Annotated in this window: 26 protein-coding genes; 25 read left to right on the top strand and 1 reads right to left on the bottom strand. The window is 43.7% G+C overall.

What is annotated here, in order from left to right:
• Positions 1–52 precede the first annotated feature (52 nt).
• The 24 genes from B5G00_RS09645 (at position 53) to B5G00_RS19005 (ending at position 20,715) form a co-directional block, all read left to right on the top strand.
• Complete coding sequence (locus B5G00_RS09645; RefSeq protein WP_087272061.1) at positions 53–976, top strand: putative ABC transporter permease; 924 nt, start codon at positions 53–55, stop codon at positions 974–976.
• 51 nt (positions 977–1,027) lie between these two features.
• Positions 1,028–2,350, top strand: coding sequence for an electron transport complex subunit RsxC (gene rsxC / locus B5G00_RS09650; protein ID WP_087272064.1), 1,323 nt, complete (start codon positions 1,028–1,030; stop codon positions 2,348–2,350).
• A gap of 12 nt (positions 2,351–2,362) precedes the next feature.
• Positions 2,363–3,322, top strand: a complete 960-nt coding sequence (locus B5G00_RS09655; RefSeq protein ID WP_087272067.1) for an RnfABCDGE type electron transport complex subunit D — start codon at positions 2,363–2,365, stop codon at positions 3,320–3,322.
• Positions 3,319–3,927 carry an RnfABCDGE type electron transport complex subunit G gene (locus tag B5G00_RS09660; protein WP_087272070.1) on the top strand — a complete coding sequence of 203 codons (609 nt, stop codon included), beginning with the start codon at positions 3,319–3,321 and terminating at the stop codon, positions 3,925–3,927. The genes B5G00_RS09655 and B5G00_RS09660 overlap by 4 nt, the downstream gene beginning before the upstream one ends.
• Before the next feature lies 1 nt (position 3,928).
• Positions 3,929–4,633: an electron transport complex subunit RsxE gene (gene rsxE, locus B5G00_RS09665; protein ID WP_087272073.1), complete on the top strand. Its 705-nt coding sequence runs from the start codon at positions 3,929–3,931 to the stop codon at positions 4,631–4,633.
• Positions 4,634–4,647: 14 nt separating this feature from the next.
• On the top strand, positions 4,648–5,232 hold the full coding sequence (locus B5G00_RS09670; protein WP_087272077.1) for an electron transport complex protein RnfA: 585 nt from the start codon (positions 4,648–4,650) through the stop codon (positions 5,230–5,232).
• Between the two features lie 13 nt (positions 5,233–5,245).
• A complete protein-coding gene (gene rnfB, locus B5G00_RS09675) occupies positions 5,246–6,034 on the top strand; it encodes an RnfABCDGE type electron transport complex subunit B (protein WP_087272079.1) in 789 nt (262 codons plus the stop codon).
• Between the two features lie 199 nt (positions 6,035–6,233).
• A complete protein-coding gene (locus tag B5G00_RS09680; RefSeq protein WP_087272084.1) occupies positions 6,234–6,776 on the top strand; it encodes a GNAT family N-acetyltransferase in 543 nt (180 codons plus the stop codon).
• Complete coding sequence (locus B5G00_RS18685) at positions 6,755–7,075, top strand: hypothetical protein (protein WP_140403139.1); 321 nt, start codon at positions 6,755–6,757, stop codon at positions 7,073–7,075. Before B5G00_RS09680 ends, B5G00_RS18685 begins: the two co-directional genes overlap by 22 nt.
• 128 nt (positions 7,076–7,203) lie before the next feature.
• Positions 7,204–8,193: an Rpn family recombination-promoting nuclease/putative transposase gene (locus B5G00_RS09685; protein WP_087272086.1), complete on the top strand. Its 990-nt coding sequence runs from the start codon at positions 7,204–7,206 to the stop codon at positions 8,191–8,193.
• A 185-nt stretch (positions 8,194–8,378) separates the two neighbouring features.
• On the top strand, positions 8,379–8,747 hold the full coding sequence (locus B5G00_RS09690; RefSeq protein ID WP_087272089.1) for a NusG domain II-containing protein: 369 nt from the start codon (positions 8,379–8,381) through the stop codon (positions 8,745–8,747).
• A gap of 12 nt (positions 8,748–8,759) precedes the next feature.
• Positions 8,760–9,251: a Gx transporter family protein gene (locus tag B5G00_RS09695; RefSeq protein WP_087272092.1), complete on the top strand. Its 492-nt coding sequence runs from the start codon at positions 8,760–8,762 to the stop codon at positions 9,249–9,251.
• Positions 9,248–9,859: a Holliday junction branch migration protein RuvA gene (ruvA, locus tag B5G00_RS09700; protein WP_087272095.1), complete on the top strand. Its 612-nt coding sequence runs from the start codon at positions 9,248–9,250 to the stop codon at positions 9,857–9,859. The genes B5G00_RS09695 and ruvA overlap by 4 nt, the downstream gene beginning before the upstream one ends.
• Before the next feature lie 93 nt (positions 9,860–9,952).
• On the top strand, positions 9,953–10,942 hold the full coding sequence (gene ruvB, locus B5G00_RS09705) for a Holliday junction branch migration DNA helicase RuvB (protein WP_087272099.1): 990 nt from the start codon (positions 9,953–9,955) through the stop codon (positions 10,940–10,942).
• 68 nt (positions 10,943–11,010) lie between these two features.
• A complete protein-coding gene (locus B5G00_RS09710; RefSeq protein ID WP_087272102.1) occupies positions 11,011–11,418 on the top strand; it encodes a cell division protein ZapA in 408 nt (135 codons plus the stop codon).
• A gap of 78 nt (positions 11,419–11,496) precedes the next feature.
• Positions 11,497–13,755 (top strand): U32 family peptidase, encoded by a 2,259-nt coding sequence (locus B5G00_RS09715; protein ID WP_242971328.1) that lies wholly within the window; start codon positions 11,497–11,499, stop codon positions 13,753–13,755.
• Between the two features lie 8 nt (positions 13,756–13,763).
• Positions 13,764–15,101, top strand: a complete 1,338-nt coding sequence (locus B5G00_RS09720) for an FtsW/RodA/SpoVE family cell cycle protein (RefSeq protein ID WP_087272106.1) — start codon at positions 13,764–13,766, stop codon at positions 15,099–15,101.
• A complete protein-coding gene (locus B5G00_RS09725; protein ID WP_087272109.1) occupies positions 15,067–16,566 on the top strand; it encodes a peptidoglycan D,D-transpeptidase FtsI family protein in 1,500 nt (499 codons plus the stop codon). The genes B5G00_RS09720 and B5G00_RS09725 overlap by 35 nt, the downstream gene beginning before the upstream one ends.
• 102 nt (positions 16,567–16,668) lie before the next feature.
• Positions 16,669–17,121, top strand: coding sequence for an NUDIX hydrolase (locus B5G00_RS09730; protein WP_087272112.1), 453 nt, complete (start codon positions 16,669–16,671; stop codon positions 17,119–17,121).
• A 136-nt stretch (positions 17,122–17,257) separates the two neighbouring features.
• Positions 17,258–18,772, top strand: coding sequence for a polyphosphate:AMP phosphotransferase (pap, locus tag B5G00_RS09735; RefSeq protein ID WP_087272115.1), 1,515 nt, complete (start codon positions 17,258–17,260; stop codon positions 18,770–18,772).
• 25 nt (positions 18,773–18,797) lie between these two features.
• On the top strand, positions 18,798–19,130 hold the full coding sequence (locus B5G00_RS09740) for a hypothetical protein (RefSeq protein WP_087272118.1): 333 nt from the start codon (positions 18,798–18,800) through the stop codon (positions 19,128–19,130).
• A 4-nt stretch (positions 19,131–19,134) separates the two neighbouring features.
• Positions 19,135–20,073, top strand: coding sequence for a DUF2953 domain-containing protein (locus tag B5G00_RS09745; RefSeq protein ID WP_087272121.1), 939 nt, complete (start codon positions 19,135–19,137; stop codon positions 20,071–20,073).
• 19 nt (positions 20,074–20,092) lie between these two features.
• Positions 20,093–20,512 (top strand): GerW family sporulation protein, encoded by a 420-nt coding sequence (locus B5G00_RS09750; protein ID WP_087272124.1) that lies wholly within the window; start codon positions 20,093–20,095, stop codon positions 20,510–20,512.
• Positions 20,513–20,577: 65 nt separating this feature from the next.
• Positions 20,578–20,715: a hypothetical protein gene (locus B5G00_RS19005; RefSeq protein WP_164496692.1), complete on the top strand. Its 138-nt coding sequence runs from the start codon at positions 20,578–20,580 to the stop codon at positions 20,713–20,715.
• 79 nt (positions 20,716–20,794) lie between these two features.
• Here B5G00_RS19005 and rpmB read toward each other — a convergent pair whose 3' ends face one another.
• On the bottom strand, positions 20,795–20,983 hold the full coding sequence (rpmB, locus tag B5G00_RS09755; protein WP_087272127.1) for a 50S ribosomal protein L28: 189 nt from the start codon (positions 20,981–20,983) through the stop codon (positions 20,795–20,797).
• A 173-nt stretch (positions 20,984–21,156) separates the two neighbouring features.
• Here rpmB and B5G00_RS09760 point away from each other — a divergent pair, with 173 nt between their 5' ends.
• Complete coding sequence (locus B5G00_RS09760) at positions 21,157–21,513, top strand: Asp23/Gls24 family envelope stress response protein (RefSeq protein ID WP_087272131.1); 357 nt, start codon at positions 21,157–21,159, stop codon at positions 21,511–21,513.
• Positions 21,514–21,525: the final 12 nt, after the last annotated feature.

Here is a 21,525-nt window from a genome sequence, read left to right on the forward strand (position 1 = left end):
TTTCTAGTGCTTTCTATAAAAAGATGATATATTATATAGAAAGGAGAAAAATATGGATTTTGAAATAGCAGGAATATCTCTTTATTATATCATAAGCTGGTTTTTTATCTACAGTTTTTTAGGATGGGTATGGGAATCAGTTTATGTATCTGTAAAGAAAAGAAAGCTTGTAAACAGAGGCTTTATTAACGGCCCTTTCTGTACCATATATGGTGCAGGAGCTGTGACAATTTATCTGCTTTTAAGGCCTCTGAGGGGAAATCTGGCTCTTCTGTATCTGGGAGGTGTGCTCACTGCCACGGTACTGGAATATTTCACGGGCTGGATCATGGAAGCTGTTTTTCATACCAGATGGTGGGATTACAGCAGCAAGAAGTTTAATCTCCATGGATATATATCCCTGGCCTCCTCATTACTGTGGGGAGTTTTTTCTATTTTGCTTTTTAAAATACTGCAGCCATTTGTCTCCTGGCTTACCAGCCTGTATCCTCAACCTGCAGGAGAGGTAATACTGGCTGTGGTGATCATTCTGTACTGTGCGGACTTTGCCGTTTCCGCATACACAGCTTTTGGACTTTCCAAGACCTTTGGAAAGGTGGAAGATATGCTTGAGGACCTTACCTCTTATCTGCAGAATACCCGCCTTTATGAAACAAGGGAAGAAATTGGAGAAAAGCTCGAGAGCATCCGCACTGCCATCAGACAGGGTGAGCTCATGGAACGTCTGGAAGCTCGAAGAGAAGAATTTATTGACCGTTTTGAGACGGTAATCGCCGAAAATTCTCTGAAAGAAGGCAGATTCTACAGCGAAAAGAAAGAGGAACTGGAAAAGCGGCTGGATGATTTTTTAAGAAAATATATGGAAATTCGCCAGAAACAGAATGTGTTTAAAAGGCGTATGGTTCGTGCCTATCCAAATCTGAAAAATGGATTTAAGCGTTACAGAGAAAAGCATCAGGATAAAAGAACCAGATAGACGATAGCCGGAAATTATCCGGTTATGGATAGATAAAGGAGGGACTAACATATGGCGTTTTTAACCTTTCGAGGCGGCGTTCATCCTTATGACGGAAAAGAGCTGTCAAAGGAAAAACCTGTCCGGGAACTCCTTCCCGGAAAAGAACTGGTATATCCGCTGTCACAGCATATCGGCGCTCCGGCGAAACCGATAGTGGCAAAAGGCGACCATGTTCTGGCAGGTCAGAAAATTGCAGAAATGGGGGGCTTCGTTTCTGCGAACATTCACGCTTCCGTGTCAGGAACTGTGAAGGAGATCAAAAAAGTCAGAAATAATGTAGGAGCCATGGTGGATGCCATTGTGGTAGAAAACGACGAAAAGTATGAAACTGTAGAATTTCAGAGTGCAGCATCTCTGGAGGCTCTGTCCAAGGAAGAAGTCCTTGAACGGATCAAAGAAGGCGGCGTTGTGGGAATGGGAGGCGCAGGTTTCCCTACTCATGTAAAGCTGGCGCCAAAAGAACCGGAGAAGATCGAGTATGTGCTGGTAAACGGTGCAGAGTGTGAGCCGTACCTTACCTCTGATTACAGAAGAATGCTGGAACAGCCGGAATGGATCATCGGCGGATTAAAGTGTATTCTGAAACTTTTCGACAACGCAAAAGGCTATATCTGTATTGAGGATAACAAGCCAGACTGTATTTCCAAACTTACAGAGATGGTAAAGGATGAGCCGAAAATCGAAGTAAAGACTTTGAAGACCAAGTACCCTCAGGGGGCTGAGCGCTGTCTGATCTATGCGGTGAGCGGCAGAGAAATCAATTCCTCCATGCTTCCTGCAGATGCAGGCTGCGTCGTGGACAATATTGATACAGTGTGCGCTGTTTACCGGGCAGTTATGGCCGGAGAGCCGGTAATGGACCGTATTGTGACAGTGACTGGTGAAGCTGTGGCCGATCCCTGTAACTTTAAGGCTAAAATGGGAATGTCCTTTGCTGAGCTTCTGGAGGCAGCCGGCGGACTTAAACAGCCTGCCAAGAAAATTGTTTCCGGCGGCCCCATGATGGGATTTGCCATGTTTGACTATCATGTTCCTGTGGTAAAGACCTCATCAGCCATGCTTTGCATGACAGAGGACGATATCTCTGAGAAAGAACCTACAGCCTGTATTAACTGCGGCAGATGCGTCAATGCCTGCCCGGCAAGGCTGGTGCCTTCAAGACTGGCCACCTATTCGGAACACGGACAGGCAGAACTGTTCGAGAAACATCATGGTATGGAATGTGTAGAGTGTGGGTGCTGCAGTTTTGTCTGTCCGGCAAAACGCCCCCTGACCCAGTCCATGCGTTCCATGAGAAAAATGGTTATGGCAAACCGCAGAAAAGCGAAATAGGAGGAGAAAGTCATGAGTGAATTATTACACGTATCATCTTCCCCTCATGTAAGGTCGAAGGTGGACACCAGCAGCATAATGCTTACAGTGATCATTGCATTACTGCCTGCCACATTATTCGGAATTTATAATTTCGGACCCCACGCCCTTCTGCTTATCCTGGTAACCATAGCCACCTGTGTGGTAACAGAAGCGGTTTATGAGAAGATTGTACATAAAAAACTTACAGTGAAGGATTACAGTGCAGTAGTTACAGGACTTCTGCTGGCGCTGAACCTTCCCCCCAAGGCCCCATGGTGGATTGCCGTAATCGGCGGTGTTTTTGCTATTTTGGTAGTAAAACAGCTTTTTGGCGGTCTTGGACAGAACTTTATGAACCCGGCTCTGGCAGCCAGATGTTTCCTTTTAATTTCCTTTACAGGAAGAATGACAGACTTTGCCGTACCGGATGGCGCCTGGGGAAATATTGTAGATACTGTATCAGGAGCTACTCCTCTGGCAGCTATGAAATCCGGAGAAACTGTGGATCTGTTAAGTCTCTTCATCGGAAATGTACAGGGAACCATCGGTGAAACATCAGCTCTTGCCATTTTGATCGGTGCAGCAATCCTTCTGATCAGAGGAATCATTGATTTCAGGATCCCGGTTGCATATATCCTTACTTTCAGTGTCTTTGCTCTGATTTTTGGCGGACACGGACTGGACTTCTACTATCTGCTGTGCCAGCTCTGCGGCGGCGGATTGATGATGGGTGCATGGTTTATGGCTACAGATTATGTCACATCTCCTATTACAAGCAAGGGACGGATCGTATATGGCATCTGCTTAGGTATTTTTACAGGACTTTTCCGTATCTTCGGAGGAGCCGCAGAGGGGGTTTCCTATGCGATCATTTTCTGCAACCTGCTGGTTCCGCTTATTGAGCGCTTTACCATGCCGGCAGCCTTCGGAAAAGGAGGTAAGAAAGCATGAAAAATACAATCATAAAAGATACCATTATCCTTACACTGATCACTTTAGTATCCGGCGGTCTTCTGGGACTGGTCTATCAGGTTACCAAAGAGCCTATCGCCCAGCAGGAAGAGCTGGCAAAACAGGAAGCCTATCAGGCGGTTTTTGAAGATGCAGATTCTTTTGAGGTCTGTGTAGAAGAAGGAGATACGGAAATCTCTCAGTATCTGGCAGACAACGGTTTTGCAAACCAAACTGTCAATGAAGTTATGGAGGCAAAGGATGCTTCCGGTGAGACTATCGGTTATGCTCTGAATATGACTACTTCTGAAGGCTATGGCGGCGATATTACTTTCTCCATGGGCGTACAGCTTGATGGAACATTAAATGGAATTTCCATTCTGACCATTAATGAAACGGCAGGTCTTGGAATGAACGCTACAGATGAATCCTTTAAGGGACAGTTCAGCAATAAAAATGTGGAGTCTTTCACAGTAACGAAAACAGGGGCTTCCGCAGATAATGAGATCAATGCTATCAGCGGTGCGACCATTACTTCAGATGCGATTACAGGCGGTGTAAACGCTGGTCTGTGTGCCTTCAATTATGTAAAGGAGGGAGAATAAGATGAAAGCAAATACACCTGTGGAACGTTTGTATAACGGTATCATTAAAGAAAATCCCACCTTTGTGCTGGTTTTGGGTATGTGTCCTACTCTGGCGGTAACAACGGCGGCTATTAACGGTATCGGTATGGGACTTACCACCACCGTAGTCCTTGCTATGTCTAACCTGTTTATTTCCCTTTTACGGAATATCATTCCGGATAAAGTGCGTATGCCTGCTTACATCGTTGTAGTTGCTTCTTTCGTAACCATCGTTCAGCTGCTTTTACAGGGATTTATTCCAAGCCTTTATGATTCTCTGGGACTTTATATTCCTCTGATCGTAGTAAACTGTATCATTCTGGGAAGAGCAGAAGCCTATGCTTCTCAGAACGGCCCTGTAGCTTCTATCTTTGACGGTATTGGTATGGGTCTGGGCTTTACCATGTCCATTACGATTCTGGCTGCTTTCCGTGAACTGATCGGCACAGGAACAGTTTTTGGATTCCAGATTATGCCAAGCGCTTATGAACCTGCGACGATCTTTATCCTGGCGCCAGGAGCTTTCTTTGTATTGGCTTTTCTGGCAGCAGTAAGGGCAAAGATCATGGAGAAAAAACCAAAAGAAGAACAGAAACCGGTACATTGCATGGAAGGCGGCTGTGCTTCCTGCAGCAATGAAGCCTGCAGCGGAAAATTTTATGACAATACGGTTGTGAAGAAGTAAGGGGGGACAGATAAATGGAAGGTTTAGGAAATTTATTAATCATAGCAGTCAGCGCTGCAGTAGTAAATAATGTCGTATTAAGCCAGTTCTTAGGTCTGTGTCCTTTCTTTGGAGTTTCCAAGAAAATTGAGACAGCGGCAGGAATGGGCGGAGCGGTAATCTTCGTTATCACCCTTTCTTCCTTTGTGACAGGTCTGGTTTACCAGTTTATCCTGGTTCCGTTGGACATGAGTTATATGCAGACCATTGTGTTTATCCTGGTGATCGCAGCTCTGGTACAGTTCGTGGAAATGTTTCTGAAAAAGTCCATGCCTTCTCTGTATCAGAGTCTGGGTGTTTACCTGCCTCTGATCACTACAAACTGTGCAGTTTTAGGTGTTGCCCTGAATAATGTGCAGTATGGATATAACCTGTTGGAAGGTGTGGTTTACGGTTTTGCTACAGCTACAGGTTTTACCATCTCCATCATCTTGATGGCAGGGTTAAGAGAAAAAATGGAGTACAATGATATTCCCAAGTATTTCCAGGGATTTCCTCACGTACTCCTTACAGCCGGATTGATGGCCATCGCTTTCTTCGGCTTTTCAGGAATCATATAAGGAGGCGTAAGACATGGTAACAGGTATTATCATTGCGGCAGTCCTGGTAGGGGGCGTAGGTCTCTTTATTGGACTTTTCCTGGGAATTGCCGGAAAGAAATTTGCAGTAGAAGTAGATGAAAAAGAAATACTGGTAAGGGAAGCTCTTCCCGGAAATAACTGCGGCGGCTGCGGTTATCCAGGCTGTGACGGTCTGGCAGCAGCTATTGCCAAAGGGGAAGCTCCCGTAAATGCATGTCCCGTAGGCGGCGCAGCAGCGGCAGCTAAGATCGGAGAGATCATGGGACAGGAGGCAGGGGAAAGCGTTCGTATGACAGCCTTTGTAAAATGTGCAGGTGACTGTGAGAAGGCTGGACAGAGCTATGAATATACAGGTGTAAAAGACTGTAAAATGGCGGCTCTGATGCAGAACGGCGGCTCTAAAACATGTACCTATGGTTGTCTGGGCTATGGCTCCTGCGTAAAGGTCTGCCCCTTCGATGCCATTCACATTGTTAACGGCATCGCTAAGGTAGATAAAGAGAAGTGTAAGGCCTGCGGCAAATGTGTGGCAGAATGTCCGAAGAAGATTATTGAGCTGATCCCTTATGATCAGAAACAGGCGGTGGCCTGCAGTTCCAAAGATAAAGGAAAAGCAGTTATGAGCGCCTGTGAAGTAGGCTGTATCGGCTGTAGAAAATGCGTAAAAGAATGCCCAAAAGAGGCTATTACCGTAGTGGACAACGTAGCCCACATTGATCCCGAAAAATGTATCAACTGCGGCAAGTGTAAAGCCACCTGTCCAAGGAAGATCATTGTATAATAAAAGTGATTGAGAAAGAGCAAGGCGCTTGTTGCATTACTCAAACTCGAGAATATTTATACATTTTATTGCTCAGCCTGCGCAGCTTTGAGCCTTTAGTCTCAAAGCTGTGCTCGGCAAATTCGCATAAAATGTATAAATATTCCTGAAATATGACTAATGCGACAGCGCCTTGTCCTTTTTAATAGAAGAATGGACTATGAGAGTAGAAAGTAGTATTTATGAAATAAAAGGAAAAGAACTGATCCTCAGAAATCCGGAAGAAAGCGACGCAGAAAGACTTTTATCTTATCTGAAAACAACCAGCAGGGAAACACCCTATTTAATAAGAGAGCCGGAGGAGATTACCCTCACCCTGGAAGAAGAAAAAGAATTTATCAAAGGGCAGAACAACTCCGAACATAATCTGCTTCTGATCGGACTGCTGAATGGAGAACATGTAGGAAATTGTTCACTGATGAGAATGGATTTAAAACGATACCAGCACAGAGCAGTTATGGCCATTGCCCTGTATCAGAAATATGCAGGGCTGGGTATCGGGAGCATCATGATAGAAAAGATATTTTCCATAGCAAAAGCACAGGGCATTGAACAGATAGAACTGGAAGTGGCAGCAAGTAATCAGAGAGCGGTTGCCTTATACCAAAAACTGGGATTTAAAATCTTCGGAACTCTTCCAGACAATATGAAATATAAAGACGGAACTTACGAGGCGGCATATTGGATGATGAAAAAGTTATAAGTTGCCTGACCATGCCATTTCACGCAATAAAAGCTGCCATTCCCGTCACAGCACCCTCTGACCTAAAAAGCCAGCAGCCCACCGCACCCTTCTCGCCGGCGAATTCCAGTCTGAGCCGGAAGAAGGGTGCGGTGGGCTGCGTCCTTTTTTGCCTAAACATCTATTTTTGCTTGCAGACTACAGAAGGCTGTTTTATAATTAATTTAATTCGCAACATTTCTTACCTATACGGTGCAGAAGTAAATCGCACCAAGTTTCAAAACGGCTATTCAGCCGGAAAATCCCACAAATTTTTATAACAACTGAATGGGAGAGGCTTGCACCCAAAATAAGGGAACAGTATAATGATTTTATAGGATAGCTGAGAATCCTGTCTCCTGCCGTTATATTCTGTAAGCTCTTCCATAACAGACAAGGAGGAAGAGCTATGAGCAGAAGAAAAAAAGGAAGAATAGCATTGTCTGCATATGATGTCGAAATTTATGAAGCCCTTCAAGAGCCAAAGGTATTTGCAGATTTGTTTAACGGCAGTCTTTTTGCTGGCCGGCAGCTGATACGAGAAGATATGCTGGAGGAGGAAAATGAAAAAGGGTTGGTAAAAGCACAGGATAACCATGGAAATCCGGCAATTATTTACCGTGTAAGAGATAACAGTAAGAAAGGATATTTTTCAGAAAACCGGCTGAAGGTTATTCTCGCAGTAGAAAATCAAAGATCTGTACATTACGGCATGCCAGTACGGAATATGATGTATGATGCAATTGCCTATACGAAAGAAGCTAAGACTTTAGAACAACAAAATCGGAAATCTCTGGCATTACAGAAATCAGAGGAATTTTTAAGTGGTTTAAAGAAAGAAGCTAAACTGTCACCAGTCCTTACATTAATATTTTATTATGGAGAAAACCAGCATTGGGACGGTCCGGTATCCCTGCATGAAATGCTGAACATTCCAAAGGAGCTAGAATCATGGAAAAACTATATACCGGATTATAAGATTAATCTGGTAAGCAGCGAAACAGTAAATAAAAACAATTTTCGAACAGGACTAAAAGAAGTGTTCGAGCTTTTGAAAGTTTTTTCAAACAAAGATGAATTGGAACAACTTTTGAAAGAAAAAGAAGCACACTATAAAAGTTTAGATATAGAAAAATCTAGGCTTATAGAAACATTTCTCGATATCCCAGTGCTGAAAGAAAATCAGGAGAAATATAGAGATGAAAGGGGAAAAGTGAATATGTGCACAGCAATCAGAGATATGGTAAAAAGCGGCGAAAAACGGGGAGAAGAAAGAGGAGAGGAACGAAGTGCCAGACTGGCATTCCTTCTGGCAAAGATGGACAGATTAGAGGATCTGGAAAAGATATCCAAGGATAAAGAGTACCGTGATAAGCTGTTCCAGGAGTTTGGAATATAGCGCAACCTGTCAGTAGCACAACCTTCCACCCTAAAAAGCCAGCAGCCCGCCTATCCCTTCTCGCCGGCGAATTTCAGTCTGAGCCGGAAGAAGGAATAGGCGGGCTGCGTCCCTTTTCTAATCAATTTGCAATTTCACTTCTCCTATGGTAAGATAAAACACAGCCAATCAAACAGGAGAGATTCATGAAGAAAAGAGACTTTATACTGATCGGCGCTGTGCTGGCTGTAGCCCTGCTGTGCTGGCTTATCCCCAGAGGTCTGGGGATTTTTGCTGGAGAGGATGCTTCTCAGGTACGGATTACCGTGGCCGGGGAAGAATATGGGACCTACAGTCTGTCAGAAGATCAGACAATAGAAATCAATGACACGAACGTCTGTGAAATACAGAATGGAGAAGTAAATATGACAGAGGCGGACTGTCCAGATCAGCTATGTATCCATCAGGGGCCTATTCATATACAAGGTGAGACGATTGTATGCCTCCCTAACCGCGTAGTGCTGGAAATTACAGGAATGGATACGGAAGAACAATTAGACGGCGTTGTCCAGTAGCAGGAGAGAAGAATGAAGAAAACAGCATATATGGGCCTTTTTGCGGCAGTTGCCATTATTTTTGGATATGTGGAATCCCTTCTTCCTGTATTTGCAGGAATACCGGGAATTAAGCTTGGACTGGCAAATCTGGTCACTGTATTTATACTCTATACTTATAGTTTCAGAGAAGCGGCTGCTATATCCCTGATAAGGATTTTAGTAATAGGCTTTATGTTTGGAAATCTTTTTTCCATTCTGTTCAGCCTGGCAGGAGCTGCCTTAAGTCTTGCATGCATGACTCTGGCAAAAAAATATCTGGGACTTTCTGTGACAGGGGTAAGTATTCTGGGAGGAGTTACTCATAATCTGGGGCAGATCGTAGTGGCAGTTTTGGTAGTAGAAAATGTAAATCTGTTCTACTATTTCCCGGCATTGCTGATTGCAGGACTGATCACAGGATTTTTAATCGGAATCCTGTCAGGGGAAATTTTAAAGAGAACACCAGGAAGGAAACTTGTATGATCGCATATATTAAAGGCACAGTAGCCGAAGTCCTGGAAGACAGGGTGATCCTGGAAGCGGGAAATATGGGCTACAATATTTTTATGCCTATGGGGGCTGTGGAACACCTTCTCCATAAAGGCCAGGAAGTTAAAATACATACGTATTTGAATGTAAAAGAGGAGGCTCTTCAGCTGTTCGGATTTTTGACCAGGGATGACTTGAATACTTTTAAGCTTCTTTTGGGAGTAAACGGTATAGGGCCTAAGGCAGCTTTGGGAATTCTATCAGGCCTTACTGCAGATGAACTGCGTTTTGCGGTTTTGGCAGATGATGTGAAGACTATTTCCAGAGCGCCGGGCATAGGAAAAAAGACCGCACAGAAACTAATTTTGGAATTGAAGGACAAATTTAATATCCAGGAAGCCCTGGAGATGAAGGCAGAACATACCCAGACCGTCAGCGGTGAGGAGACAGACCTTACCGATGTGAAGAAGGAGGCCATAGAGGCTCTTACAGCTCTGGGTTATTCAGGGGCAGATGCTCTTCGGGCTGTAAAAAAGGTAGAGCTGGCTCCGGATATGAGTGTGGAAACACTGCTGAAGCAGGCTCTGAAAAATATGTTTTAGTGACTATATCCTCTCTTGATAAGGTATGTAGATTTTTTTAAGAGAGGATAAACAGACAAAAAAGGCTGCCTTGGAACAGCCTGGGAGAGTAACATGGAAAGAAGAATCATTACCACAGATATTATGGAAGAAGACATCCGTACAGAAGGCAGTCTCCGCCCTCAATATCTGAAAGATTATATCGGCCAGGAAAAGGCTAAAAGCAATTTGAAAATTTATATTGAAGCGGCGAAGCAAAGAGGAGACGCCCTGGACCATGTACTGTTTTACGGCCCTCCTGGACTGGGTAAGACCACTCTGGCAGGGATTATTGCAAATGAGATGGGAGTGCATATGAAGGTCACCAGCGGACCGGCTATAGAAAAACCAGGGGAAATGGCAGCGATTTTAAACAGCCTCCAGGAAAACGATGTGCTTTTTGTAGATGAGATCCACAGACTGAACCGCCAGGTAGAAGAGGTTCTTTACCCGGCTATGGAAGATTATGCCATTGATATTATGATAGGAAAAGGTGCTACTGCCCGTTCTATCCGTCTGGATCTTCCAAAATTTACGCTTGTGGGCGCAACAACCAGAGCAGGACTTCTTACGGCGCCCTTAAGAGACCGTTTCGGCGTGGTCCATCATTTGGAATTCTATACGGAAGAAGAGCTTCAGAAGATTATTATCCACTCTGCTGGGATACTGGGAGTGGAGATTGATAGGGAAGGGGCTTTGGAGATGGCCAGACGTTCCAGAGGAACTCCTCGTCTTGCCAACAGACTTTTGAAGCGAGTAAGGGATTTTGCCCAAGTGAAATATGACGGAAAGATTACCAGGGACGTGGCCGACTTTGCTATGGACCTTCTGGAAGTGGACAGATATGGGCTGGATCAGACAGACAGGCTGCTGCTTTCCACTATTATTGAAAAATTTGCAGGAGGGCCGGTAGGTCTGGATACTTTGGCAGCAGCCATTGGGGAAGACGCAGGAACCATTGAAGATGTTTATGAACCGTATCTGATCAAGAAAGGATTTCTTCTCCGTACGCCCAGGGGAAGAGCCGTTACAGATCTGACGTATCATCATCTGGGGACAAAATAATAGTTGTTTTTCCATAAAATTCGATTATAATAGACATAGAAACCTAAGAAAAAGGCGGGAGGAAGCAGATGGCAGTGAAAAATACCACCCAGGTGCTGATTGGGGGAAAGATTGTCACATTAAGCGGCTATGAAAGTGAAGAATACTTGCAAAAAGTTGCCAATTATATGAATAACAAACTTACGGAGCTGGGGCAGCTTCCGGGATATAACCGGCAGGCTCTGGAAACGAGACATACTTTATTGAGCCTGAATATTGCAGATGATTATTTCAAAGCAAAGCGCCAGGCCGAAATGTATGAGGAAGAGCTGGAAGCAAAAGACCGGGAAATGTATGATCTGAAGCATGATCTGATCAATGGACAGGTGGAACTGGACAAAGAAAAAAAATCTCAGGCGGAGAAAGACCGGCAGATCGCAGAGCTTCAAGCAAAGGTAGATGAGTTGGAGAAGGAGCTGGAAGAGCTCCTGAAGTAAGAGAATAAAAAGCAGGGGCGGCAGATAATGTAACGCCCCCTTTTCTTTTTATATAGAAAATAAGGAGTTTAAGGCTGTATGGGAGAAAAGGAAAAAGAAAGGAAAAGAGAGCCTATGAATATAGAACTATTGTCTCCTGCCGGATCTTATCAGGGGCTTCAAGCCGTGATAAGAGCCGGTGCAGACGCAGTGTATATTGGCGGCAGCAGATTCGGGGCCAGGGCCTATGCGGATAACCCTGACGTGGAAGAACTGAAAGAAGCCATTGATTTTACTCACATCCATGGAAAGAAAATTTATCTGGCAGTAAATACATTGCTGAAGAATCAGGAGTTATACGGACAGCTTTATGATTTTATGGCTCCCTTTTATGAACAGGGAGCAGATGGAGTCATTGTTCAGGACTTTGGCGTACTGTCTTTCTTAAAAAGAGAATTTCCCGGACTGCCCCTTCACGCCAGTACGCAGATGACGGTTACAGGCCCAAAAGGGGCCGGGATCCTGAAGGAAGCCGGCGTCTCCAGAATTGTGCCGGCCAGGGAACTTTCTCTGAAAGAAATAAAGGCTATCCACGAAGAGACAGGAATGGAAATTGAATGCTTTGTTCACGGAGCCCTCTGCTATTGTTATTCTGGCATGTGTCTGTTCAGCAGCATGCTGGGAGGAAGAAGCGGCAACCGGGGACGATGCGCACAGCCCTGCAGACTTCCTTACCAGGCTTTTTGCGAAGGAAAACTTTTAAACGACGAACAGAGCCGGTATCTTCTCAGTCCCAAGGATATGTGTACCATTGAAATCCTTCCGGAGATACTGAAAGCAGGTGTCTATTCTCTGAAAATCGAGGGAAGGATGAAAAGACCGGAATACGCGGCAGGGGTAACTGCCGTTTATCGAAAATATCTGGATCTTTATCGGCAAAATCCGGAGAATTACCAGGTAGAAGAGGAAGACAGGAAAAGGCTTCTGGACCTGTATCAGAGGGATGGGTTTAACCAGGGGTACTATCACAGCCATAATGGAAGAGATATGATGGCTGTGGTCAATTATAAAGAGCAGAACAGAAAGAAAAAAAATTCAGAAAATCGTAATGAAGAACTGTTTACTGAATTAAAAAAGAAATATCTGGATACAAAAACACAAGAAAAAATTTATGGAAATTTAATCCTCTTTGCCGGCAGTCCTGCTATACTGGATTTAGATTTTCAGGACATCCATGTACAGGCTCAGGGAGCTGTGGTGGAGGAGGCTATAAAACAGCCTCTTTCCTCTGAAAGAGTAAGACGCCAGATGGAAAGGACCGGCGATACCCCTTTTGTCTTTGAAGATCTGGAAATCCTGACAGATGAAAAGGGATTTCTGCCGATGCAGAGTCTGAACACCCTGCGCAGAGAGGCTCTTGGAAAGCTTCAGGAAGAATTCTTGAAAAAATTCAGGCGGAGCCTTCCTGAAGGACAGACAGTGATGCCAAAAAGGGGGGAGAACAGTCAGGAAGAGGTTCCGGAGAAAAAACTTTATGTGCTTACAGAGACCAGAGAACAATGGAAAGCGGCTCTGGAGACAGATTTTGTCACAGGGATTTATTGTGGGATTTCCATGGCTGGGCTGAAGGAATTAGAGCAGAATACCAGAGAATTGGCAGAGGAAGCCGCCAAGTCAGGAAAAGAGTTTTATCTGGCAATGCCTTATATGCTCAGAAAGGGGCGGCTGGATGGATATGAGGATATTTTCAGAAATCTGGGAAAGGATATAGATGGATTTCTGGTGAGAAATCTGGAAGAGCTGGGTTATTTAAAAGAGCTGGGACTGGAGAACAAAATCGTCTGCGATTATTCTCTATATACCTTTAATGATATTGCAGGAGAATTTCTGAGAGATCTGGGGGTCCTGCGGACTACAGTTCCTCTGGAACTGAATGGGAATGAGATAAGGGAAAAGGACTGCCGCAGAAGCGAAATGGTTATCTACGGATACTATCCCATGATGGTTTCCGCTCAGTGTATTAAGAAAACCTGCGGGGCCTGTGACCACAAGCCGGGAAAAATCCTGCTGAAAGATCGGTACGGCCAGCGTTTTCTGACAAAATCCTTCTGTGATTTCTGTTACAATGTGATTTACAACAGTATTCCTACCGGACTTCTAAAAGAAGCAGAGGAGATACTGGTAATGGATATTCCTGTTCTTCGTATGAATTTTACAGACGAAAGCTACAGAGAAGCAAAGGAGATGCTGGAGCTTTTTGCCCAGGCATATGATTACAGACAAAATACAGAGAAAAAGAAAAACCGGTCTGAATTGCCAGCTTTTACTAAGGGACATTTCAGACGGGGAGTAGAGTAGGTGAAAAAGTGCTTAATATTATTGTTGAAATATCGAAATATCTGATACTGATTATTATGTTGCTGTATACCCTGGAAAGTTTTTGGGTCTTTCGGTATGAGGAGGATTATGATCAGAGATACGTTCTGAGAAATCAGCTTCTGCTGATCATTTTTTTAGATTTTACAGCTTTTCTCGTAATCTTTTTACAGACAGAAGAATTAAAGGTGCTGTATATTTTCGGGACTCTGATTCTGTACCTGGTTATTGTCCAGGCTTTGTACAGAGTCTTTTATAAAACATCGTCTATCTTGCTGCTGAATCACATGTGCATGCTTCTTTCTGTAGGATTTATTATGCTGGCCAGGCTGGATCCGGATTCAGGGCTGAGACAGATGGCAATTGCAGTGGCAGCTACGGTTCTGGCTATGGTTATTCCTGTGATGATTCGGAAAATGTATTTTTTGAAAAAGCTGACTTGGCTTTATGCCGTCGTAGGATTTCTGATGCTGTTGGTTGTTCTGGTAGTAGGGTCAAATGTAAACGGAGCCAAGATTAATATCAATATTGGATCTTTTACATTCCAGCCATCTGAGTTTGTAAAGATTATTTTTGTGTTTTTTGTGGCCAGCAGGCTTTATAAGAAAAGCGCCACATTCCGGGATCATGTGATTACTACTGCAGTTGCGGCAGCTTATGTGCTGGTCCTGGTGCTGTCCAGAGACCTGGGAAGCGCGGTGGTATTTTTCATCACTTACGTGGTGATGCTCTATGTGGCTACGAAAAAACCAGTGTACCTTTTGGCTGGTCTGGGAAGCGGCTGTGGAGCAGCAGTTATTGCTTACTTCCTGTTTTCTCATGTACGGCAGAGAGTAGTAGCCTGGAGCGACCCATTCTCTGTCTGGGAAACCTCCGGCTATCAGATTCTTCAGGGGCTTTTTGCAATAGGGGCAGGAGGATGGTTTGGCGTGGGACTCTGTAAGGGTTCTCCGGAACTGATTCCTTTTGTACAGCAGGATTACATGTTTGCAGCAATCTGCGAAGAACTGGGCAGCCTTTTTGCCATCTGTATGATATTGGTGTGCATGAGCATGTTCCTTCTGGTTGTAAATATTTCTCTGAGGATTAAAAAACGTTTTTATAAATTAATTGCCCTGGGTCTTGGAACGGAATATGCTTTTCAGGTGTTCCTGACTATTGGAGGCGTCAGCAAATTTATTCCCATGACAGGAATCACGCTGCCTTTGGTCAGCTATGGAGGAAGTTCTGTGCTGGCTACCATTATCATGCTGGCTATTATCCAGGGACTGTATATTTTGAGAGAAGACGAGGATGAGGAATTTGAACGGCAAAAAGAAAAAATATGAGAAGCAGCTTCGAAAAGAAGAAGCGCTGCAGAAGAAAAAACAAAAAAAAGCGAAAAGACGGAAAAACAGAGAATATACCATTGTCAGCTATTTCTTCGTGTTGATTTTTGTTTCCTTAATTGGCTATATGGCTTATTTCAATATTTGGGAGAGAGATGCCATAACCAGCAGCCCATATAACAGCAGACAGAATCAGGCAGAGGACCGAATCGTGAGAGGGAGTATTCTGTCTTCCAACGGTCAGGCCCTGGCCTATACCCAGGTGGATGATCAGGGGAATGAAACCAGGATTTATCCCTATGGAAATATGTTTGCCCATGTAGTGGGATATGAAGCAAATGGAAGAAACGGCCTGGAGTCTCTGGCCAATTCGTCTCTTATGTCCACTCATCATGAATATGTTGACAGGCTGAAAAATGAAATCCTGGAGCTGAAAAATCCTGGAGACAATGTAGTGACAACGCTGAATACAAGACTTCAGGAGGTTGCCTACAACGCCCTGGGAGGATATAACGGAGCTGTGGTAGTAATGGATCCTAAGACTGGAGCGGTACTGGCTTCTGTGAGCAAGCCGGATTTTGATCCTAATACAGTGGAAGCCAACTGGGATTCCCTGGTTAACGATTCTACAAACAGCAGTCTCTTAAACCGGGCTACACAGGGAGCTTATCCTCCAGGCTCCATCTTTAAAATAGTGACGGCGCTTACTTATCTCAGAGAGCATGGTACTTTAGATGACTTTTCCTATAACTGCACGGGAAGCATTACCCAGGAAGGACATACAATTCCTTGTATTTACGGAGAGGTTCATGGACAGGTGGACTTTACCACTGCCTTTGCAGAGTCCTGCAACACGGCTTTCGTTCAGATGGGACTGGACCTGGGGGCAGATGCCATTCAGGAAACAGCGGAGGACTTGCTTTTTAATCAGGAATTGCCTATTTCTCTGGACTATAGGAAGAGTACTATTGATCTGAAAGAATCTGAGGGAATTCCATTCCTTATGCAGTCTTCTATCGGACAGGGAACTACCCTGGTATCACCGATGCATATGGCTATGATCGTCAGCGCTATTGCAAACGGCGGAGAATTAATGGAGCCTTACTATATTGACCATGTGGAGAATGATGCGGGCGATGTGGTAAAGACTACCAGCCCTTCCACATATAAGGAACTAATGAGCGAAAGCGAAGCAGAGACGCTGAAAAATCTTATGGCAGAAGTAGTCAATTCCGGTACTGGTACCCAGCTTTCAGGAGAGAGCTACAGCGCCGCAGGAAAAACAGGCTCTGCAGAATATGAAGGCAGTGATGGTTCTATCCAGACCCATTCCTGGTTTGTGGGATTTTCCAATGTAGAAGATCCGGATCTGGTAGTAGCAGTAATCGCAGAGGGCGCTGGTACGGGAAGTAAAGTAGCCCTTCCTATTGCCCATGAGATATTTAACGCTTATTATTACGGGTAAGCAGATGGAATAAGATATTGCGTCGTTCCTAAAAAAGAGGTATACTACTTTTAAGAACACAACGCAGGCATTTTGGATGCCATTAGCAGGAGGACGCACAAAATGATCGAAGCAACAAGCTGTGGCGGGGTGGTAATATATCGGGGAAAGATACTGACTTTATATAAGTCCTATAAACATAAATATGAGGGATGGGTACTGCCGAAAGGAACAGTGGAAAAGGGCGAAGATTATAAAACAACTGCCCTCAGAGAGGTAAAAGAGGAAGCAGGAGTTAACGCCAGTATCATTAAATATATAGGAAAAAGTCAGTATAGTTTTTGCATACCGGAAGATACTGTAGAAAAGAATGTCTACTGGTATCTGATGTCTGCAAACAGTTATTACAGCAGACCGCAAAGGGAGGAATACTTTGTAGATTCCGGCTTTTACAAGTTCCATGAGGCTTATCACCTGTTGCGTTTTTCCAATGAGAAGCAGATTCTGGAAAGAGCTTATAATGAATATTTGGATTTGAAGAAAGCAAATCTTTGGGGGAATCGAAAGTACTTTTAAGAGAAGGCTGCCGCACTAAACAAATATATGCTGTTTATTGCGGCAGCTTCTTCCATATTCACCCATTGGATAAGGCCTTTGACCCTTTGGGTAAGGAGATTATGGTATGGATAAAACAAAGGAGGTGCAGTAAGAAATGTTAGAACAGATCAATCTTACAAAAAAAATGGAGAAAAGTGTATACCAGGAGAAAATGGAAGTCATGGAGCCTCAGCTTGCCAAGCTTCAGAGAGAATGTAAAGGCCTTGGAATTCCGGTGATCATTGTTTTCGAGGGGGTGGGGGCCTCTGGAAAGGGACTCCAGATCAGTAAGCTGATCTATCCTCTGGACCCCAGGGGATTTCAGGTTTTTGCAATTAAGAAGCCGACAGAGGAAGAGGAGATGCACCCCTTTTTATGGCGGTTCTGGACAAAAACTCCGGAAAAAGGCCGCATTGCAATTTTTGATACAAGCTGGTACAGAAAGGTTTCTGTGGACCGGTTTGAGAATAAGATTTCCAGGGAAGAATTAATTTATGCATATCAGGAAATCAATACATTTGAACGAACATTAACAGACGATGGAGCGGTCCTGATAAAATTCTTTCTTCATATCAGCCAGAAAGAACAGAAAAAACGCTTTGACAAGCTGCTGAATTCCAAGGAAACAGCCTGGAGAGTCAGCAAAGAGGATATAAAGAGAAATAAAGAATACGACCACTATAAAGCTATGAATGAGGAAATGCTGGAGAAGACGGAAACGGAGTGTGCTCCATGGACCATTATTGAGGCAGAGGACAGGCGTTTTGCTACAGCTAAGATTTACAGTACGGTAGTGGAAAAACTTTCTGAAAAAGTTCTGGAGAAAAAAGCAGAGCTGGCTTTGGCGGAAGAAAAGAAAAAAGCCGCAGATGAGCTGCAGAAAAGGCAGCCCAAGGAAGATAAGGATCTGGATTCCACAGTGCTCAGCAAGGTGGACCTCTCACTTTCCTATACCAAAGAAGAGTATAAAGAAAAGCTGAAAAAGCTTCAGGATCGTATGGAAATCCTTCACAGCGAATTGTATCGGCAGAGGATACCGGTAGTCCTGGGATTTGAAGGCTGGGACGCAGGAGGAAAAGGCGGAGCTATCAAACGCCTGACAGAGTCTATGGACCCTAGAGGATATGTGGTGAGTCCTACGGCTTCTCCTACGCCTACAGAGAAAAGCCATCATTATCTCTGGAGATTCTGGAGAGCTATGCCAAAGGACGGACATATTACGATTTTTGACCGAACCTGGTATGGACGAGTTATGGTAGAAAGAATAGAAGGCTTTTGCACCAGAGAAGAGTGGCAGAGGGCTTATAGGGAGATCAACGATATGGAGGCCCATCTGGCCCATTCCGGCGCTATTGTTTTGAAATTCTGGATGCAGATTGATAAGGATGAGCAGGAGCGCAGGTTTAAAGAGCGGATGGAGAATTCGGAAAAACAATGGAAGATTACAGACGAAGACTGGCGGAACCGTGAAAAATGGGATCAGTATGAGGAGGCTGTCAATGAAATGATCATTAAGACCTCTACATCCTATGCTCCGTGGATCATTGTGGAAGGAAATAATAAATATTATGCCAGGATCAAAGTTTTGGAGTCTGTAGTCAGTGCTATAGAAGAGAGACTGAAAAAATAAAGAATCCGATGGGAAAGAGAATTTTATGTTAAACTGGTATAAGGGGCTGTATGTTGGCAATAATGCAAAAAAGAAAAAAAAGAAGCTGGTCCGCAGGATCAACCAGGGCATCGGGGTGATCGACGTTTATCTGATCACCCTTGCCTCCAACTCCAGGGATCAATTAGATATTTTTTCTGCCAATGAATTGCTGCAGAAACCCAGGCGGAGAAATTGTCCTGTGATTATAGGACTCGCCTGCGGATATTGGGAGGCCCTGGAGCTGGTGGAAGAACTGGTGCGGCGGACATATAGGGAAACCGGAACCGGAGAAGTGAGAAAATGGCTGCAGCGGCAGATAGGGGAGGACAGCAGGTAACAAAATGGCGGTGTTACATATTGTTTTGATGATCTTAAAATTTATAGGTATCCTTCTGTTAATACTGCTGGGGATTTTCTTGCTGACAGTACTTGGGGTTCTTTTCTGTCCTGTTAGATACAGCGCCCAGGGATATAAAGATGAGAATAAATATGGAGGAAAAGCCAAAGTATCCTGGCTCTGTCACCTGGTTTCTTTTTCTGTGTGGTATGACAGCAGTCAGGGAGAAGCAGGATATGGAGTCCGTATTTTCGGGATTCCTCTTTTAAAGGTTCTTGAAGAACTTTCCAAGAGAAAAGAGAAGAAAAAAAAGAAAGCAAAGGCAGCCAAAGTACAGGCGGCAGAAAGAGAAGGGCGGGAAATACCGGAACAGGACAAAGCTTCAGAAGAAAAAACTTCCAAGGAAAGTTCTGAAGCAAAAGAAGCTTTGGAGGAGAAAGGCTCACGAAAAGAACAAAGGGGAGAAGATTTCCGGCAGACTGAAGGAAAAGCTCAGAGACTGCTGGGAAAAGTTAAAGCTATTTTCCAGATTCCGGGAAAAATATTTGAGGCTTTCCGTAAATTTCAATTAACAGCAAAAGGTATCTGTGATAAAATAAGGAAAATTAAAAATTTTTTGGAAAGTGAAAAATTCAAAAGAGGAATGTGTCTGATTCTTCAGGAAGGAAAAAAGATGCTTGCTCATGTGAAATCAAGGAAAATAGAAGGGCGTATAAAGTTCGGTACAGAAGATCCCTGTCTTACGGGAGAAATTCTTGGGGCAGCAGGCATATTTTATCCGCTGTATGGAGAAAATTTTAGCATAGAACCCTGCTTTGACCAGACAGTTTTAGAAGGAACAATCTCTCTTAAAGGGAGAATGTATGGCATTGTACTGCTTATCTCAGCAGTGAAGATTCTTCGCAGCCGGGATATCCGCTATATAATCAGACATTTTAATTAACATGAAGGAGGAACCAGCTATGGCTTCAGAAAACAATAACTTTCAATCTACAGTAGAATCTTTGTTTAAAGGAATGGACAGTTTTATTACCACTAAGACTGTGGTAGGGGAAACGATTACAGTGGGAGACACGATCATCCTTCCTCTGGTAGATGTTACTTTCGGAGTGGGGGCAGGAGCCTTCTCCGGTGAGAAAAAAAATAATGGCGGCGGCGGTATGGGAGGAAAGGTTTCTCCCAGTGCAGTCTTGGTTATTTCCGGCGGCGTGACCAAGCTGGTAAATATCAAGAATCAGGACGGACTGACCAAAATTCTGGATATGGTACCGGACTTCCTGAATAAATTTACCGACAGTAAGAAAAGTGAGGTAGTCCTTTCTGAGGAAAAGGAAGAAAAAAAGACGGAAGATAAGACAGAAGAAGAGAAAAAAGAAATATAATATTATATAATGGGTCCCCACAGGTCTGCATATACTGTTAATGAGAGATAAAGGAGAAACAGAACATGCGCAGAGTGTGGGGACTTGCATTATTTTGTGTGGGAGCAGGGCTTTTTATCGCTCTGATCTTTCCAAAAAGCTTTTTGATGGTGGTGGCTGCCGCCCTGTGTCTCCTGGCAGGGTATAATTTATTTTGCTGTTGACACAGCTGTGGAAAGAAGTTTCCTGTATAATAAAAACAGGCCTTGTCCTACCGGGCAAGACCTGTTCATATAATACTCATTATGCTCTCTCAACTTTACCGCTTCTTAAGCAGGAAGTACAAACATACATTTTCTTTGCATTTCCGTTCTCTGTCTTAACTCTTACAGATTTAATATTGGATTTCCACATCTTGTTTGTTCTTCTATGAGAATGGCTGACATTAATTCCGAAATGAGCGCCTTTGTCACAAATAGCACATCTTGCCATGGTAGCACCTCCCTAAATATATATTAAGTCCGTATAAACAAACTCACAACACTAGCTATTTTAGCAGATTAGATTTTAATTTGCAAGTAAAATTCTAAAAAAATTAAATTATTATTTCGTTTTAGGAAAAGATATGTTAGAATAGCTTATATAAAATTATGGAGGTGTCCGGCATGAATGGATTTGTTGATACAGGTTTAGGAAAAATTACGATTGATACAGATGTCATTGCCACTTATGCGGGAAGCGTAGCGGTTGAATGTTTTGGAATAGTAGGTATGGCCGCAGTGAGTATGAAGGACGGGCTTGTAAAACTTTTAAAGAAAGACAGCCTGAAACACGGAATTAATGTGACGATAGCGGACAACAGGATCACTTTGGAATTTCATGTGATCGTTGCTTACGGGGTAAGCATTTCTGCAGTGTCTGATAATCTGATTAGTAATGTAAAGTATAAGGTAGAGGAATTTACCGGTCTTACTATAGAGAAAATCAACATCCTTGTAGAAGGCGTGAGAGTAATTGATTAATAAGGAGGAAAC

This window comes from Blautia sp. An46 (genome assembly GCF_002161645.1).
GTDB lineage: Bacteria > Bacillota > Clostridia > Lachnospirales > Lachnospiraceae > Blautia > Blautia ornithocaccae.

Excerpts from the sequence above, each read along its gene's own strand:
- rnfB (WP_087272079.1), top strand. The coding sequence starts at position 5,246 with ATGGTAACAGGTATTATCATTGCGGCAGTCCTGGTAGGGGGCGTAGGT.
- rpmB (WP_087272127.1), bottom strand. The coding sequence starts at position 20,983 with ATGGCAAGATGTGCTATTTGTGACAAAGGCGCTCATTTCGGAATTAAT.
- B5G00_RS09685 (WP_087272086.1), top strand. The coding sequence starts at position 7,204 with ATGAGCAGAAGAAAAAAAGGAAGAATAGCATTGTCTGCATATGATGTC.
- pap (WP_087272115.1), top strand. The coding sequence starts at position 17,258 with ATGTTAGAACAGATCAATCTTACAAAAAAAATGGAGAAAAGTGTATAC.
- rsxE (WP_087272073.1), top strand. The coding sequence starts at position 3,929 with ATGAAAGCAAATACACCTGTGGAACGTTTGTATAACGGTATCATTAAA.
- B5G00_RS09760 (WP_087272131.1), top strand. The coding sequence starts at position 21,157 with ATGAATGGATTTGTTGATACAGGTTTAGGAAAAATTACGATTGATACA.
- rsxC (WP_087272064.1), top strand. The coding sequence starts at position 1,028 with ATGGCGTTTTTAACCTTTCGAGGCGGCGTTCATCCTTATGACGGAAAA.
- ruvB (WP_087272099.1), top strand. The coding sequence starts at position 9,953 with ATGGAAAGAAGAATCATTACCACAGATATTATGGAAGAAGACATCCGT.
- B5G00_RS09670 (WP_087272077.1), top strand. The coding sequence starts at position 4,648 with ATGGAAGGTTTAGGAAATTTATTAATCATAGCAGTCAGCGCTGCAGTA.
- B5G00_RS09695 (WP_087272092.1), top strand. The coding sequence starts at position 8,760 with ATGAAGAAAACAGCATATATGGGCCTTTTTGCGGCAGTTGCCATTATT.
- B5G00_RS09745 (WP_087272121.1), top strand. The coding sequence starts at position 19,135 with ATGGCGGTGTTACATATTGTTTTGATGATCTTAAAATTTATAGGTATC.
- B5G00_RS09730 (WP_087272112.1), top strand. The coding sequence starts at position 16,669 with ATGATCGAAGCAACAAGCTGTGGCGGGGTGGTAATATATCGGGGAAAG.
- B5G00_RS09710 (WP_087272102.1), top strand. The coding sequence starts at position 11,011 with ATGGCAGTGAAAAATACCACCCAGGTGCTGATTGGGGGAAAGATTGTC.
- B5G00_RS09660 (WP_087272070.1), top strand. The coding sequence starts at position 3,319 with ATGAAAAATACAATCATAAAAGATACCATTATCCTTACACTGATCACT.
- B5G00_RS19005 (WP_164496692.1), top strand. The coding sequence starts at position 20,578 with ATGCGCAGAGTGTGGGGACTTGCATTATTTTGTGTGGGAGCAGGGCTT.
- B5G00_RS09645 (WP_087272061.1), top strand. The coding sequence starts at position 53 with ATGGATTTTGAAATAGCAGGAATATCTCTTTATTATATCATAAGCTGG.
- B5G00_RS09740 (WP_087272118.1), top strand. The coding sequence starts at position 18,798 with ATGTTAAACTGGTATAAGGGGCTGTATGTTGGCAATAATGCAAAAAAG.
- B5G00_RS09715 (WP_242971328.1), top strand. The coding sequence starts at position 11,497 with ATGGGAGAAAAGGAAAAAGAAAGGAAAAGAGAGCCTATGAATATAGAA.
- B5G00_RS09750 (WP_087272124.1), top strand. The coding sequence starts at position 20,093 with ATGGCTTCAGAAAACAATAACTTTCAATCTACAGTAGAATCTTTGTTT.
- B5G00_RS09655 (WP_087272067.1), top strand. The coding sequence starts at position 2,363 with ATGAGTGAATTATTACACGTATCATCTTCCCCTCATGTAAGGTCGAAG.
- B5G00_RS09690 (WP_087272089.1), top strand. The coding sequence starts at position 8,379 with ATGAAGAAAAGAGACTTTATACTGATCGGCGCTGTGCTGGCTGTAGCC.
- B5G00_RS09680 (WP_087272084.1), top strand. The coding sequence starts at position 6,234 with ATGAGAGTAGAAAGTAGTATTTATGAAATAAAAGGAAAAGAACTGATC.
- B5G00_RS09725 (WP_087272109.1), top strand. The coding sequence starts at position 15,067 with ATGAGGAATTTGAACGGCAAAAAGAAAAAATATGAGAAGCAGCTTCGA.
- ruvA (WP_087272095.1), top strand. The coding sequence starts at position 9,248 with ATGATCGCATATATTAAAGGCACAGTAGCCGAAGTCCTGGAAGACAGG.